This window comes from Citrobacter sp. Cpo091 (assembly GCF_030332645.1).
Lineage (GTDB): Bacteria > Pseudomonadota > Gammaproteobacteria > Enterobacterales > Enterobacteriaceae > Citrobacter > Citrobacter portucalensis.
On the sequence record NZ_JAOWHL010000039.1, the window covers coordinates 459,596 to 474,345 of the forward strand.

The following is a 14,750-nucleotide window of genomic DNA, read 5'->3' on the forward strand; positions in this document are numbered from 1 at the left end:
TTATGAGGGGCTTTTTTTGATGCAGTGACTCGCCCTGAATGGTGATGCATATACGGATCAATCGATCCCTCGCCACCACTTATTCAAAGAAGCGACTTCACTTAGCAAAGCACAATCATCCAGATCATTGTCATCTCTGAGTTTAGGATCAGAACAATAAAGATCTAAAGCTGTAAATACGCTATCTACATACAATTTTGTATTTTCATCAATTTCATTTATATCATCAGAGTCCCTATAATTTCGCCAGGCAACACTATATTGCTTATCAAACTCTGAAGCGGATAGCACACCGGAAAGAAAGGAATCGATTAACCACTGACTGGCATTGGTCATTCTGCTATTAATCTCCTGAATGATGGTTTTTTACATACTCATGCCCTTCATCAGTAACTCGATAGTCAGGTTGAGTAGCATTTTCGATATCAATGATTTCTACAAGGCCCTGATCAGCCAAGCTATTAACATTTCTGACTACATTACCAAAACCTGGAATATCTCTTACAGAAAGTACCCGATCAAGAAGATAACAATTCCAGTCTTTGTCTTTCTCAGCCATAACTTTCAGTACGTTAAATTCAATATTCGCAATCATTTATAACATTACGCCATTAACTTCAGATAAGGTTTAGTTTCAAAAAAAAGATCCTGCTCCTTTTCATTAATTAATACATTTTCTCCTAACGGTATTTGTGTTCTTGAGATTCTCACTCCGTGACCACACGATTCACACCAAATGAGCCTCCAGCCAACATAACTATCTACGAACCCAAAGTATTGATAAGAAAGACCTTTAGAACCAAAAACTAAACAATCAGTAGATGCGAATAAACTGTTATCCCTTAGTATGTGATTCATCCAGTCATGATATGTAATTGACTTCATTTATTGATTGAATCTCTTTATACATATAATCACAGGCATCATCTTCCATAATAAATTCGACAACTCTCGTTCTTACCACTTTTAAACTATCCATTTATCAATTTCAAAATCAAGGTATAACTACTCATTAGGCAATCCTCCGTTTAGTGAATAGAGAGGTTTTGATACCTTTTCTTTCTCAAGAAGATTTTTAACTCATTTTCTTTCATAATAAAACCATAGCCCCATATTCTCCGCAGTCATATGGTCACGGAATATAAGTAAAATCTTTGGTCAGTTGCTCCGATGATAGAGCCAAAGATGCAATAGTCTTTCCTTCTTTGTCACAAAACTCAACTTCGTAAGCTAATGACGGTGAGTAATACACATCAATAACTGCACCGACCTGACCCTTCGTTAAACCATCGCCTGGCAAATCAACATTCAGAAACACAACGTCTAAAGGTGATAATTTCATTATTTAGCCTTACTATTTTACATAGATGGTCGTCATACGAGGCACTAGCGAGTCAGTCTCATACATCCAACCTGTACGAACTATCGCGGTTTCTCCGTTCACCCCAATAATCGGTATATCGACGGACATTCTTTGACCAAATTTATCATAGGCCCCTAACTCAGCAGAGCTAGATATGATTCCCTGCTGAACTCTGGAAACTAAGATCCCTGCATTAGATGGGTTAAAACCCAAAGCTGATTCGAAAACTCTCGCTTTATTCCCCCCAACAGGATGCTCTGGATTTAAAGCATAAGATGCCATTTTTTTCGGATCGATAACTGCATGTTTGGCATTGAGTAATGTTCCAGCCTCTGATGTGAACCCTTTTAAATAAGGGGATTCAAGGGATGGAATCTTACTATAATTCGATATCTCAGCCAGCGCACTGGCCGTACTCAACTTACCAATCCCTAACCCTGCAGTTATTGAAGCCCCCACGATCAGCAATCCCTTGGTCTGGTCATTAATTATCTGGTTAAAACCGATAGGTGCATCACCCCCCAATTTTTCTGCAGTGTCCCTGAACCCCTCGATGTTGCCGTTATAAATCCCCCCTGCCGCCAGCAGTCGACCTATACCAGCGCTGTTAAGGGTTTGAGTCTGGGGTTTCGGCACAGGAACAAACAACTTATTGTATTCTGCAGGCAGAGCAAGATAGCTAAACTCAGTATTACTTATCAGATGTTTACTGAGAATATAATCATAATCAACAGATATTGTTTCTGTATGTATCTCGTCTTTTATAACTCTCATCTGAATGCTTGATATCGATGCACCTCTGAGCTGAATATAATAATACCTCTCCCATTGACCATATCTATTTATGCGATAAAACCAAAACTCTAGAAACAGGTTTTCATTGTTATTAATCGCATTCATTAATAGTGGTGAGCTTTTATCTATTTGCTTACTGAATGTTAAGTTCTGTAGATTCGTACCGTTACCTGTACTCGCTACTCCTGCAACCAGAGAAAAAACAAATATTTCATTCACATGATTCTGTTGCCAACAATTACCGACTGAATCAGTTGTGCCACATCCATCAGAAATATCGGCTTGTTGTTCACCAATAAGTTTAAGATAAACAATATTGCTCATCCATTACTATCCTCCATAGTTAGTAAATTTATACACTGAGTAATATTGCCTATGGAGTTAAATTATTTATACCAGGTAGATCAAATTAAATAAATTATATATAACCATAAATACGAAGAATATTATTTCAGGAATAATTAGATATATTTATTAACATAACCTCATTGCAGTAACGTCAACTGAGCTATCGTGATTTTTGCTGTAAATACACACACATAAAACATGCCTATAAACACCTACCAGATTGGGTAGTCACATTTCATTTATCTTAATTGCGAATGAGATTAGATCTCATTATCATTCTCAACATGTAAATAAATGTGAATAAAAGTCAATGAACCTCCACAATGTGAAGTCCCTGAAACGCTATTCCTGCGCGGCTCTCGCCACAGCACTGTTATTTACCAGCCTGTCCAGCGTGGCGCAGACGCTACCTGAGCAAGATTTTCTGACCCGCGACGTTGGCAACGGCGTGTATGAACTGGCGGTTGATAGCCAGCAGAATGCGCTTTTTGCTGCCTCGTCGCCGTCGTTTGATAAAGATAAAACCAGCGGGCTTATCTATAAACTCGATCTGGAGAAGCTCACCACGACTGAAGTTATCGAAACCAGCCGTCGTGCCTTTGCCACTGCCCTGGATGCAGGAAACCAGGTGCTCTATGTCGGCAACACGCTGGAGGGTTCGGTCACGCTCATTGATACCCGCAGCGGTAAAGAGCTGGCAATACTGCAACTGAGCGAAGCCAAAAACTCGAAAGAAATTGTCCATACCCGCGAAATGGTGCTCGATAAACAGCATCACCGCCTGTACGTTTCCGGCGTGGCTGAAAAGGGTATTGTCTGGGTGGTGGATACGCAAAAGCGCGAGAAAATCGCCACCCTTGAAAACATGGGCCAGTATCCGACCGGCATGGCCGTAGATGCCAATAAGAACCGCCTGTATGTCGTAAATGGCCGCAACGAACTTATTACGCTGGATACCACTAACCATCAAATTATTAACCGCTTTAGTATTGAGCCAGGCAAAAAACATTTTTTCCTGAATATTGCTTTGGATGCAAAAAATAATCGCGCATTCCTGACCGATCCTGATTTAGCGGATGTACTGGTTGTTGATATTAATACCGGTAAGGTTATTGCCCCCATTAAGGTTATCAACTCGCTGGCAGTGATATATAACGAAAAGCGCCAGGAAGTGTATATCACCCACCGTAATGCAAAGCGCATCAGCATTGTGGACAGCAAGACTTATCAGGTAAAACAAAGCATTGAAACCAATGCGTTACCTAACAGCCTGGCGCTCTCGTCTGATGCCAACACCCTGTATGTCAGCGTCAAACAGCCGGAAAAAATGACCGGTGTGAAGCCCGACTACGTGCTGAAAATCGACCTCTCCAAATATTAATAATTAAAAACGCTTCTGACACCTTGCAGCTTTTCTGGGCTGCAAGGTGATGCTTTTATTTTTTACTTTTCAGGTGTCTATATTATGAAAACGCGTCAACTTATTACGCTGACAGGGATCGTTGCATTCTCAGGCAGTGTTATTTTCCCCACTCAGGCAGAAGAACTCACCGAAACCTCACGCAATAGCGAAGATGAAATGGTGATCACCGCATCCGGGTTCTCGCAGCAAAAGCGCGAAGCGCCGGCCACCATTTCCGTTATCGATCGTAAAACGCTGGATATTCAGCCGGACCGTAGCATTGGTGAAGCGATTAAAAACCTTCCTGGCGTCTCGGTCACCAACAGCAGCGGTATGAACGCTGGCAGCATTATGATTCGCGGCATGGACCCGTCCTATACCGCGTTTATGGTCAACAGCGTCAAACAAAATACCGGTGAATCTCGCCCTTACGGACATGACATCGGTACTGAAGCCAACTTCTTACCGCCGATGGAGGCCATTGAGCGTATCGAAGTTATCCGCGGGCCCATGTCCTCGCTGTACGGCTCAGATGCCATCGGCGGTGTGGTCAACGTGATTACTAAAAAACCGTATGGCGCAAAAGAGTGGACGACGGCAATTGCCGCCAATACCTGGCTTCAGGAACACCAGTATTTGGGTAATACCAGCCAGATGAATCTGTTTACCATGGGGCCGATTGTGCCCGATGTTCTCGGCCTTAGCGTAGCGGCCGACTGGCTCGACCGTCGCGATGACGATCGCAATAACTATTTCGGTAAACACAACCGTAAATCCGTTGATATGACGCTGGGCCTGGCCGCTAGCGAAAATAACCTGTTCGACCTCAATGTGGTCACCGGTGAGCAGGAGAAAAACCGTACCCAGAAGCGCGGCGCGCCGTGGTTATGGCTGTTCGATCGTAACGCCGCCACCCTAACGCATACCGGCTGGTATGCCGACGACACCATTGCAACGACCAACTACATAAACTATGAAAAAGGCCGTTCGAAGTACGTTTATGACGGCCAGTCGCCGCAGTATGTGCAGATGGAGAACTACGTCGCTAATTCGCAAACCACCTTCACGCTCGACAACCATAAACTGACCGTTGGGGCGAATTTCACCCGCGAAGAGCTGAATGACCGCTTTGATGTGGCCAACAAAACGCTGCCCGGATCTGAGCCAGTGACAAAAATCAGCCGTAACGGTTGGGCATTGTTTGCTGAAGACGGCTGGAGCATTGACGACTTTATCCTGACTACATCAGCGCGTATGGACCAGGATGATAACTTTGGCACACATATTACGCCGAAAATGTACGGTAACTGGGCCTTCAGCAATGACTGGGCGCTGAAGGGCGGCGTTTCCGCAGGCTATAAAAAACCTGAGCTGCGTGCGACATCCAGCGACTTTGTTACCCCATACGGCTCGACCGTACCTTATCCCTTCCTGACCGTCGGTAACGACGATCTGAAACCAGAACAAAGCGTTAACTCTGAGCTGGGCCTCTACTGGACGGGGAATGCGCTGTCACTGGATAGCACCGTCTTCTATACGCAGTTCAAAGACAAAATTGCTGAACAAACCATTTGCGAAACTACATCGACGAATCAGTGCTCCGTGAATGGCTACAAGGCGGACTCCGTCAGTAAATACTTCAACGTCAGCAAAGCGGACGTGTACGGCATAGAACTGAATGCCGACTGGCAGATTAGCGCCGATGTAAAAGCCAACGCTAACTACACCTGGAACCATAGCGAACAGAAAAGCGGCGTAAACAAAGGCTACGCGCTCAACGATTATCCGCGCCATATGGCGAACCTGTCGCTGAACTGGGCGGCAACGCAGAGTCTGGACGTATGGAGTACGGTGAATTACCGCAGCAGTAACCGCAACAGCGGCAATAACTATAAGTACGATGACTACACGATGGTCGACGTAGGCGTACGTTATAAGCTCAATAAGCACACGCATCTGATGGCAGGGATCTACAACGTGCTGGATGAAGATCCGAAACTGACGACTGCATGGAATGAATCCGCGCAGGTGGAAGGACGCCGCTATAACCTCGGCGCGCGCGTGGAGTTTTAAGCCTTTAATAAACAACGCCACCCGAAGGCGGCGTTGTTTATTCTGGTAGGCGATATATCAGTACTGGTCTCTGTCTAACCAGTTACCGCTTTCAATCAGCGTTAAGCCATCAACCGGACGTTGGTACACGTACATCCATGCACTTCCGTACGGCGTTTGAATTAACTGGCGTGCGTATTCCCCGCCGCGGGTACGCAGAGCGTCAAGCTCTGCCAGCGTGGCGTTATCAATACGATAAACTTCCCCGTGTACTGTTCCATTTCCCGGAACCGCGCCTGGATAGTGGCCCAGGCTGTACAACTGGTAGTTGTCGATACTGAAATTTCCCAGCAACAGGGCATTGGTCATCCAGTGGCTGTTGCCTTGTTTGGTTCGTAAACTGCCGTAGACAAATATTCGCATTGCTAAAACTCGAACTGATAGAGCAAATCAAGTGCCTGATCTACGCCAGACACTGCTTCCAGATATAGCTTAGGCATCAGACGATAACGTAGCGTGAGTGTCGCTAAGGAGTCAAATATACCCACACCATATTTCACCTGCAGACCTGGCAGTACGTATCCGCTGACAACCACCTGAGATGAGTCGCCCACCCCTTGCGTGTCCAGTGCCAGATTGCTTACGCCAAATGTCTCCCCGATTTTACCCACAACCTGACCACTTTGTGCAACCCCCAGACCAATAAGCATTGAAGTCATCGCTGCGCTATCGCTCTGTTCGCTATCCAGCCCTTGTCCACGTAGCAGGTAGGAAAGCGCCATTTGCTGCGACATTGCCGGGTCGGAGAAGATCTCCGCCTTCGGTTCATCGGCGGTACCGGTGACGCGAACGCCAGCGATCACGTCGTCTTCGGTGGCATCTGGGTTACGAATCGCTTCGATGTTGAGCAACGGCTGATCCGGCGGACCGGAGAACAACAGCTCGCCCTTACGCACAATCAGATCCTGACCATAGGCGTGGAAGCGACCGCTCGGAATATTAATTTGCCCGTTAAGCCCCAGACCTTGCTTATCCTGCACCACTTTCAGATCGCCCGTCAGACGCGCTTTCAGACCAAAGGCGTCAAGACGCACGTTGTTACCGACGTGGATATTCAGGTTGCTGTTGATCGGAATACCGGCGGTCTGCGGTTTCTCGGGCTGCAGGTTGTTGTTAAGCATAACCATATCGCTGGAAACCCCAACCGCGCTTTCCGGCAGGTCATGTACCACGATACGCGCCCACGGCACATCCACGTTACCATCGAGAGTAAACAGGCTCGGCGTGGCTTCAAAGACCACGTCCGGCGATACGTCGAGGCGGACCATCGGCGGTACGGTAATACGCACCCTGCTGCCTTTAGCCGCAACACGCGCCCGCCAGTTGTCTATCTGACTCCAGTCGGCATCGCCGCTCAGGTTAATTTCTCCCTGCTGCGTACGCACCACGCCCGCCAGCGTTGAGCGTGTTCCATTGAAGTTAACGGCTAACTGGCTTGGCTGCATGTCAAACGGCATGAAGTTACCGTCAATATCCAGACCACTCAGTTGCAGCTGTCCGAGCAACTGCGGGCTTTGCACATCGCCGCCCAGCCGCAGGTTGGCGTTGATCATCCCTGCCGCTTTTTCACCGCGCGAGAAGATAGGGTTCACCATCGCCAGATTGAAGTTGCGAATATTGACGTTACCGCCCAGATTACGACGCCCTTGCGGGTCCGTTACCTGCACCTGTCCGTCAAACTGCCCGTTGTTGGTCAGACGAATTAGCCAGCCCAACTCGGCACGGTTATTGTGCAAGTCGGCGGTCAGATTCAGCGTTTCAAACGCCACGGGGAGCGGGGCATCATTCACGCTTTGCGTGACCTTCACGTTACGTCCGCTCAGGGTGACCTGCCCCTGTGGCAGCCCCTCTTTGGTGGTATCCCAGCTCACATCAGCTTTGCCAGTGAACACACCGCTGGCCTGGGTTGTCTCCGGCATAAACGGTTTTAGCATCGCCAGGTCGAAGCGGTTAAGATTCACCACCGCGCGACCTTCTGCACCGGCATCAATGGTTTGTGGTACGCACAGCTCCGCATTCGGGTTGTTCCAGCAGTGCGGCCCGATACTAATTTTCTGTTCTTGATTACGATAATCCAGCGCGATAGCCCGGTTGAGCGACCACGGACCGACCGGCGTCTGGAAGCGGGTATTGCTTAACTCCCCTTTCCAGCGCTGTTCTTTGCGATCAAAGCTCCCGGCAAGATCCAGTTGCCCTGAAACCGGCTCACCCTGAATGCGTAACTGCAGTTCATGCTGCTTTTCACTGCCTTTGGCGTTGAGCGTCACCAGACCAATATTCACGTCAGGTTGTACAATCCGCTCTACGCGAACGTTGAGATTACCGGCGATTTGCTCGGCCGATTTCACATCGCCTTCGACGCGCACCTGAGCAACGGAAAGTTCCTGCCAGCGCAGACCACGGGCGGTAATATCCGCCAGCAGCTGTGGTGCTTCAACCGTACCGCGAACTTTTACCAGCCCTTTCGCCGTACCGCCCAGCCCCGGCAGCGCGTTATCCAGGCTTGGGGCATCAATCGTCGCGTCGAGGTTGAGGTCTTTAACCCCCAGTTCGCCTTTTACGTCCGCACTGTTGCGTCCCAGCTCCAGATGAAGGCCCGGAATCGTCCACTGCAGGTAGCTGTTCCCCTTCAGCGAACCGTTCACATTGACCTTGTTCTGCTTCACGTTGCCGGTCAGCTTCAGCTCCGGAACCTCCATCTGCCAGCTTCCGCCGTACAGACTGCCGCGCGTTTTCACCAGGCCATTCAGTTTTGACGGCCAGTCCGGGATCGCTTTCGCGGTATTGATACCATCCAGCGTTAGCTCCCCGCGCCAGCTGATCGCCTGCTGCCAGTCCACCAGCGCTTTCAGCTCGGTTTTCCCTTCTAGCGCCGCAACGCTGAGTTTGTCGAGATTGATCTGCTGCTCGTTGCCTTTGGCGTCCAGCGTGATAGTAGCCGGAGGAATATCCTGACCTTTCACGGCGGTACGCATCGACAGCGTATAGTCGGTCATCTTGCCGGTCAGTTTGAGCTTGATGTCATCGGCCTGGAACTGTTTCTCACCGGTAAACGGCCAGTAAACCTGCTTACTTACCACCTCAATGTTGAGCGGCAATCCGGCTTCTGCCAGGCGCGTCTGTGCACGCAGGTCCATATCTACCGGACCAGACAGATTGACGCCGACTTCCAGCTGTTCGCGCAGCGCACCGCCGACCTTCAGCTTCACCTTTTCGCCTTTTAACGGGTCGATGTTTAGCGTGCTGTTTAACGTAATGTCAACCGGCCACGTGTCGGTCAGTTGCGCCGTGCCGCTGGCTTTTACCGTTCCCTGATTCGAGTCGATATCCAGCGCGTCGAGCTTCATGTTGCCGTCTATGCTGCTCACTTTCAGCAGCATACTATGTACTGTTAAATCCGTATCCCCGGTCACGCGCAACTGCTCGCCGCGAAACTCTTCAATATTGAGATTGAGCGGCAGATGGACATCGGTCATTTCCGGCAGTACCGGCTTTGAGAACAGATCTTTTAGCGTTTCCCCGAGCGGTTTTTCATCCGGCTGCGGGTTTTGAATCTTCGGTTCGACAACCTCTTCCTGTGCCACTTCCGCCACTTTAGGCAGAGCAATCAGCAGCCCCTGTAATGACGTTGGCTTCAGCGTCAGCGTTTTTTCCTGCCAGTTCAGGCCGGAAGTAAAATCCAGCACTGAAACCGTGGTGTCATCGATTTTGATATTGATGTTGTTCAGCGCCACGCGCGAAAGCGTGATGGGGTAAGGCGTGGAAAGATTAAGCGGACCGCTCTCTTCTTCCTCAACCGGCGCGGATGGCGGCATCTTTTTGCTGTCGATCGCCACGTTGATGTTTTTCAGCGCCAGATCGTTGACGCACAGGCTGCTGTCCCACAGACAGTTAAGCCCCACGGCCAAATGCACTTCACCAGCATTCACCGCCACGCCAGGCTGGTCGTAGCGAATATTTTTCAGTGATAGATCCCGCCAGCCGCCGGTGACCTGACCAATTTCCAGACCCGGAACCCAACGATTAGCGGCTTTGAAGATCAGATGCAGGCCCGAGGTGGTACCGACGAGGAACGCCACCGAGCCTAACAACAGCAGGATAAAAATCAGCACGCCGAGGCTTATCTTCTTCCATAAACTCATAATTCAGGCCCCAGACCGATGTAAAACTGTAAACCATGTTCATCTTTGTCGCCGACCGGGACGGCAAAGTCGAGCTTGATAGGCCCCACTGGTGATTGCCAGCGTACGCCGACCCCGGCACCGGTTTTGAAATCGCTTCGGCGAATATCGCTGACCGCTTCACCGCTATCGACAAACATCGCCCCCCACCATTTACCGGTCACGTTGTACTGGTATTCCAGCGAGCCAGTTGCCAGCTTGGAGGCCCCTTTCAGCTTGCCGTCGCTGCCTTCCGGCGAAATAGATTTGTATTTGTAGCCGCGAATACTGCGATCGCCCCCGGCAAAGAAACGCAGGTCCGGCGGCACTTTGTCGAAGTCTCCGGTTTCAATCCAGCCGAGATTACCGCGCATCACAAAGCGATGCCTGTCGTACAGCGTGCGGATCCAGACGTTTTGCGCCTGGAAAACGGAGAAATCAACATCTGAACCCCAGGCCGTGTTCGAGTAATCAATAGAGTAGCGCTGGGAATCGCCCCAGACAGGCATCAGGCCGCCGCGTGAACGCGTCCGGCTGATCATCACGCCCGGATAGAGCAGCATAGTGGTGTTGGTGACGTTACCCTGGGTAAAGTGGTCGAGGCTCCAGCGCAGGTTAATCGCGCGCTGCCAGCCGCTGGAGAGGTCCCAGTAACGGGAAACCGCAAGCGTTGTGGAATCCTGCTCGGTGTCGTTTAAATCGGTACGCTTAAAGCCGCCCTGTACCAGGTAATACTGCTCCAGCGGGTTCTTTAACAGCGGCATTTTATAGCTGAAATCAAGCACCTGCTCTGGCGCCGAGATACTGGCGCTGGTCGTCAGGCTGTGCCCGTAGGAGTTCATCCACGGCTTTTTCCACGAGGTCTTCACCCGTGGCCCGACGTCAGTTGAATAACCGACCCCGGTTTCGATGGTGTTTTCGGTTCGCGGTGAGACCACGCCTTTCAGGGGTAGCACCTTGGTTTTGCGGGCTTTATCAAACTCCGGTGCGACGACCACGGAATTAAACCATCCGGTCGCCGACAGACGACGGTTCAGTTCGCCCAGATCTTTCGACTCGTACTCTTCACCTTCTTTAAAGGGCACCAGATTTTGCAGATACTCATCGCGAATTTGCGAGCCTTCAAAAGTGACATGCCCAAAGCGATAGCGTTCGCCGCTGTTGTAATCGATATCCCAGAACGCCTGGCGACGCTCAAGCGCTATCCCGAGCTGGCTTTTATTAAATTCACTATCGAAGTAGCCTTTGCGCAGCGCCACGCTGGTGAGTGACTTTTTGAAGTTGTCATAGTCCCCCTGATTCAGCACGGTGCCGATTGCCGGGCGTGTTTTCAGCAGATCCAGATAATCTTTATCCGTACGCGCGCCACCGCGCAAAATCACCTCAGTGCCACCAATCAGCACCGGCTCGCCGGGGGTCACTTTGGCAATCAGCACCTGGCGGCCTTTTGCCGGCGGTGGACGCAGTTCAAAATCAATGGTCGGCTCAAAGTAGCCCAGCGCTTTTAGCCCTTCGCGGATGGCATCATCAACGCGCGCACGAAAGCGTCGGTCTGGAGTGACTTCATCACTTTGAATCGTGGACAGCTGCGCACGGACGTTTTTCTCCAGCGGTCCTGATAATCCTTCGACCTGTAAGCGAACATTCGCGGCGGCGGCGGAGCCACTTAAGCACAGTAATCCCACCCAACATAACTGACGGATATGTGGCACATTTTCTCCTGAATATCCTTTTTTCCCACCCCTGGAAAAAAATACTATGCCGTTCCTCGGCTTAACAAAAAATCAACAATAAGAGTTGAAAAACAGACGACAACCCAAATATTTCTTATGTTTAACTCTAGACGTATTCACGCCGTTTATTGTGGGCAAAGACGCGTCTCGTTACAACCTTAACCCAAATGACTGATTTCGGGAGAACGGCCATGAGTTTATTTGATAGAAAGCATCTTGTTACTCAAGCAGATGCGCTACCTGGACGCAACACCCCGATGCCAGTGGCAACGCTGCATGCGGTTAACCAACATTCGATGACCAACGTGCCCGACGGTATGGAGATAGCTTATTTCGCCATGGGATGCTTCTGGGGCGTTGAGCGTTTATTTTGGTCATTACCCGGGGTATACAGCACCGCAGCCGGGTACACCGGCGGCTACACCCCAAACCCAACCTATCGTGAAGTGTGTTCTGGCGATACCGGGCATGCCGAAGCGGTACGCATCGTCTATGACCCGCATGTTATCAGCTACGAACAACTGCTGCAGGTGTTCTGGGAAAATCACGACCCGGCTCAAGGCATGCGTCAGGGGAACGACCAGGGCACGCAGTATCGCTCCGCCATTTACCCGTTAACGCCGGAACAAACCGCCGCCGCACAGGCCAGCCTTGAACGTTTTCAGGCAGCAATGACCGCCGCAGGCGACGAGCGCACCATTACCACGGAAATCACTACGGCAACCCCGTTCTATTATGCCGAGGACGATCACCAGCAGTATCTGCACAAAAACCCTTACGGTTATTGTGGCATTGGTGGTATTGGTGTTTGCCTGCCGCCACAAGGATAATTTCCCCCTCTGGCGACTTTACAGTGCCTTACGCTATACTAGCTTCTGAATTTACCGGCTCACTTCCACGAGCCGGTTTTCAATGAATATTCCATTGGATTTATACTCTAAGGATTTCGAGTTGCAGGCAGGCGGCAAACTCGTGAATCCCCAGGAGCATAGAGAACTATGTGACTGGGGTGAATGAGTGCAGCTAACGCACCTGCAGCTTGAAAGACGACGAGTATCAACTTCTCCCTTCCGAGGATCTGACCCGAACGGTCGGATAAGATATGTTAAACAGTATTTTAGTCATTCTCTGCCTGATCGCCGTGAGTGCGTTTTTCTCGATATCTGAGATCTCGCTTGCTGCATCACGCAAAATAAAACTTAAACTGCTTGCCGATGAAGGCAACGTAAACGCACAACGTGTTTTGAAGATGCAGGAAAACCCCGGCATGTTTTTTACCGTCGTGCAAATTGGCCTTAACGCGGTCGCCATTCTCGGCGGTATCGTCGGTGATGCAGCATTCTCCCCGGCGTTTTACAGCCTTTTCTCGAAGTACTTCACTCCAGAGCTGTCCGAACAGTTAAGCTTTATTCTGTCGTTCTCGCTGGTTACTGGCCTGTTCATCCTGTTCGCGGATTTAACCCCGAAACGCATCGGTATGATTGCGCCAGAAGCTGTGGCTTTGCGTATCATCAACCCGATGCGCTTCTGCCTGCTGGTCTTCCGCCCGCTGGTGTGGTTCTTTAACGGTCTGGCAAACAACATTTTCCGTCTGTTTAAGATCCCAATGGTGCGTAAAGACGACATCACCTCGGACGACATTTACGCCGTGGTCGAAGCGGGTGCGCTGGCGGGTGTTCTGCGCAAGCAGGAGCATGAGCTGATTGAAAATGTGTTCGAACTGGAATCCCGTACCGTCCCGTCTTCAATGACCTCGCGCGAGAATATTATCTGGTTCGATCTCCATGAAGATGAGCAAAGCCTGAAGAACAAGGTGGCGGAACATCCGCACTCCAAATTCCTGGTGTGTAACGAAGATATCGACCACATCATTGGTTATGTTGATTCAAAGGATCTCCTCAACCGCGTACTGGCAAACCAAAGCATGGCGCTGAACAGCGGCGTACAGATCCGCAATACGCTGATCGTCCCGGACACGCTGACGCTCTCTGAAGCGCTGGAAAGCTTCAAAACCGCAGGCGAAGACTTTGCCGTCATCATGAACGAGTACGCGCTGGTGGTGGGGATTATCACGCTCAACGACGTTATGACGACGCTGATGGGCGATCTGGTAGGTCAGGGTCTGGAAGAGCAGATTGTGGCACGTGATGAAAACTCATGGTTAGTCGACGGCGGTACACCGATTGATGACGTGATGCGCGTGCTGGATATCGACGAGTTCCCGCAGTCCGGCAACTATGAAACCATCGGCGGCTTTATGATGTTCATGCTGCGTAAAATCCCGAAACGCACCGACTCGGTGAAGTATTCAGGTTACAAATTTGAAGTGGTGGATATCGATAACTACAAGATCGATCAGCTGCTGGTGACGCGTCTGGACAGTAAACCTACCGTTCTGGTACCAAAACTGCCAGATGCAAAAGAAGAGGCAAAGGCGTCTTAACGCCTTACAGAAACATCAACGGCTCCCATCAGGAGCCGTTTTTTTAACTACTGCATAGCACTTTGATCAAGCCATCTCAGTTTGCAGACGCAAGACCTGACGGTTAACTTCGGACATCACGGAAAAATGCAGTTTGTCCTTCACTTTTGGGATAAGAATCTTACCCTTATCAAATTCAAAAGCGCCTACATCCTTGATATATAACCGTCCACGAAACAGGATCTTCACGTACTTCGCCACCTGCAGCGGGTTGTATCGTTGGAAAATTTTCATTGTTGTCTCCTGCTGAGCATTACGCCTTTGCGGTACCACAATCGGTCCGACAATCCTCAGGCGCAAATTTTAATGCCCTATGACTATAGACTATCTCGTTGATGTTTCCAGCGTGTATAAG

General features: G+C 49.8%; 12 protein-coding genes. 4 read left to right on the forward strand and 8 right to left on the reverse strand.

Going from position 1 to position 14,750, the window contains the following annotated elements:
* Positions 1-57: 57 nt before the first annotated feature.
* The 4 genes from OGY04_RS18515 to tssD form a co-directional block, all read right to left on the reverse strand.
* Complete coding sequence (locus OGY04_RS18515) at positions 58-336, reverse strand: colicin immunity domain-containing protein (RefSeq protein ID WP_167820370.1); 279 nt, start codon at positions 334-336, stop codon at positions 58-60.
* Positions 337-343: 7 nt separating this feature from the next.
* Positions 344-595 carry a MarR family transcriptional regulator gene (locus OGY04_RS18520; protein ID WP_071845223.1) on the reverse strand — a complete coding sequence of 84 codons (252 nt, stop codon included), beginning with the start codon at positions 593-595 and terminating at the stop codon, positions 344-346.
* Between the two features lie 537 nt (positions 596-1,132).
* Positions 1,133-1,342 (reverse strand): DUF4926 domain-containing protein, encoded by a 210-nt coding sequence (locus OGY04_RS18525; RefSeq protein ID WP_060682836.1) that lies wholly within the window; start codon positions 1,340-1,342, stop codon positions 1,133-1,135.
* Between the two features lie 12 nt (positions 1,343-1,354).
* Complete coding sequence (gene tssD, locus OGY04_RS18530) at positions 1,355-2,482, reverse strand: type VI secretion system tube protein TssD (RefSeq protein ID WP_250671457.1); 1,128 nt, start codon at positions 2,480-2,482, stop codon at positions 1,355-1,357.
* A gap of 334 nt (positions 2,483-2,816) precedes the next feature.
* Here tssD and yncE point away from each other — a divergent pair, with 334 nt between their 5' ends.
* Positions 2,817-3,887, forward strand: a complete 1,071-nt coding sequence (gene yncE, locus OGY04_RS18535; protein WP_286585811.1) for a 7-bladed beta-propeller protein YncE — start codon at positions 2,817-2,819, stop codon at positions 3,885-3,887.
* 84 nt (positions 3,888-3,971) lie between these two features.
* Positions 3,972-5,981, forward strand: coding sequence for a TonB-dependent receptor domain-containing protein (locus OGY04_RS18540; protein WP_286585814.1), 2,010 nt, complete (start codon positions 3,972-3,974; stop codon positions 5,979-5,981).
* A 57-nt stretch (positions 5,982-6,038) separates the two neighbouring features.
* Here OGY04_RS18540 and OGY04_RS18545 read toward each other — a convergent pair whose 3' ends face one another.
* From OGY04_RS18545 to tamA, 3 genes are read right to left on the reverse strand one after another with little or no spacing between them, the layout of a single operon-like run.
* On the reverse strand, positions 6,039-6,383 hold the full coding sequence (locus OGY04_RS18545; protein WP_003025723.1) for a gamma-glutamylcyclotransferase family protein: 345 nt from the start codon (positions 6,381-6,383) through the stop codon (positions 6,039-6,041).
* Between the two features lie 2 nt (positions 6,384-6,385).
* On the reverse strand, positions 6,386-10,162 hold the full coding sequence (tamB, locus tag OGY04_RS18550) for an autotransporter assembly complex protein TamB (protein WP_186413792.1): 3,777 nt from the start codon (positions 10,160-10,162) through the stop codon (positions 6,386-6,388).
* The gene (gene tamA, locus OGY04_RS18555) at positions 10,159-11,892 is read right to left on the reverse strand and encodes an autotransporter assembly complex protein TamA (protein ID WP_003025718.1); all 1,734 of its coding nucleotides are present in this window, start codon (positions 11,890-11,892) and stop codon (positions 10,159-10,161) included. The genes tamB and tamA overlap by 4 nt, the downstream gene beginning before the upstream one ends.
* A 212-nt stretch (positions 11,893-12,104) precedes the next feature.
* On the opposite strand from tamA, the gene msrA reads away from it, so the two are divergent.
* Both msrA and paeA read left to right on the forward strand, forming a co-directional pair.
* The gene (gene msrA / locus OGY04_RS18560; RefSeq protein ID WP_003830412.1) at positions 12,105-12,743 is read left to right on the forward strand and encodes a peptide-methionine (S)-S-oxide reductase MsrA; all 639 of its coding nucleotides are present in this window, start codon (positions 12,105-12,107) and stop codon (positions 12,741-12,743) included.
* Positions 12,744-13,015: 272 nt separating this feature from the next.
* On the forward strand, positions 13,016-14,356 hold the full coding sequence (paeA, locus tag OGY04_RS18565; RefSeq protein ID WP_003830418.1) for a polyamine export protein PaeA: 1,341 nt from the start codon (positions 13,016-13,018) through the stop codon (positions 14,354-14,356).
* Positions 14,357-14,422: 66 nt separating this feature from the next.
* Here paeA and OGY04_RS18570 read toward each other — a convergent pair whose 3' ends face one another.
* The gene (locus tag OGY04_RS18570; protein ID WP_003025710.1) at positions 14,423-14,629 is read right to left on the reverse strand and encodes a DUF1107 domain-containing protein; all 207 of its coding nucleotides are present in this window, start codon (positions 14,627-14,629) and stop codon (positions 14,423-14,425) included.
* Positions 14,630-14,750: the final 121 nt, after the last annotated feature.

Excerpts from the sequence above, each read along its gene's own strand:
- OGY04_RS18515 (WP_167820370.1), bottom strand. The coding sequence starts at position 336 with ATGACCAATGCCAGTCAGTGGTTAATCGATTCCTTTCTTTCCGGTGTG.
- OGY04_RS18520 (WP_071845223.1), bottom strand. The coding sequence starts at position 595 with ATGATTGCGAATATTGAATTTAACGTACTGAAAGTTATGGCTGAGAAA.
- OGY04_RS18525 (WP_060682836.1), bottom strand. The coding sequence starts at position 1,342 with ATGAAATTATCACCTTTAGACGTTGTGTTTCTGAATGTTGATTTGCCA.
- tssD (WP_250671457.1), bottom strand. The coding sequence starts at position 2,482 with ATGAGCAATATTGTTTATCTTAAACTTATTGGTGAACAACAAGCCGAT.
- yncE (WP_286585811.1), top strand. The coding sequence starts at position 2,817 with ATGAACCTCCACAATGTGAAGTCCCTGAAACGCTATTCCTGCGCGGCT.
- OGY04_RS18540 (WP_286585814.1), top strand. The coding sequence starts at position 3,972 with ATGAAAACGCGTCAACTTATTACGCTGACAGGGATCGTTGCATTCTCA.
- OGY04_RS18545 (WP_003025723.1), bottom strand. The coding sequence starts at position 6,383 with ATGCGAATATTTGTCTACGGCAGTTTACGAACCAAACAAGGCAACAGC.
- tamB (WP_186413792.1), bottom strand. The coding sequence starts at position 10,162 with ATGAGTTTATGGAAGAAGATAAGCCTCGGCGTGCTGATTTTTATCCTG.
- msrA (WP_003830412.1), top strand. The coding sequence starts at position 12,105 with ATGAGTTTATTTGATAGAAAGCATCTTGTTACTCAAGCAGATGCGCTA.
- paeA (WP_003830418.1), top strand. The coding sequence starts at position 13,016 with ATGTTAAACAGTATTTTAGTCATTCTCTGCCTGATCGCCGTGAGTGCG.
- OGY04_RS18570 (WP_003025710.1), bottom strand. The coding sequence starts at position 14,629 with ATGAAAATTTTCCAACGATACAACCCGCTGCAGGTGGCGAAGTACGTG.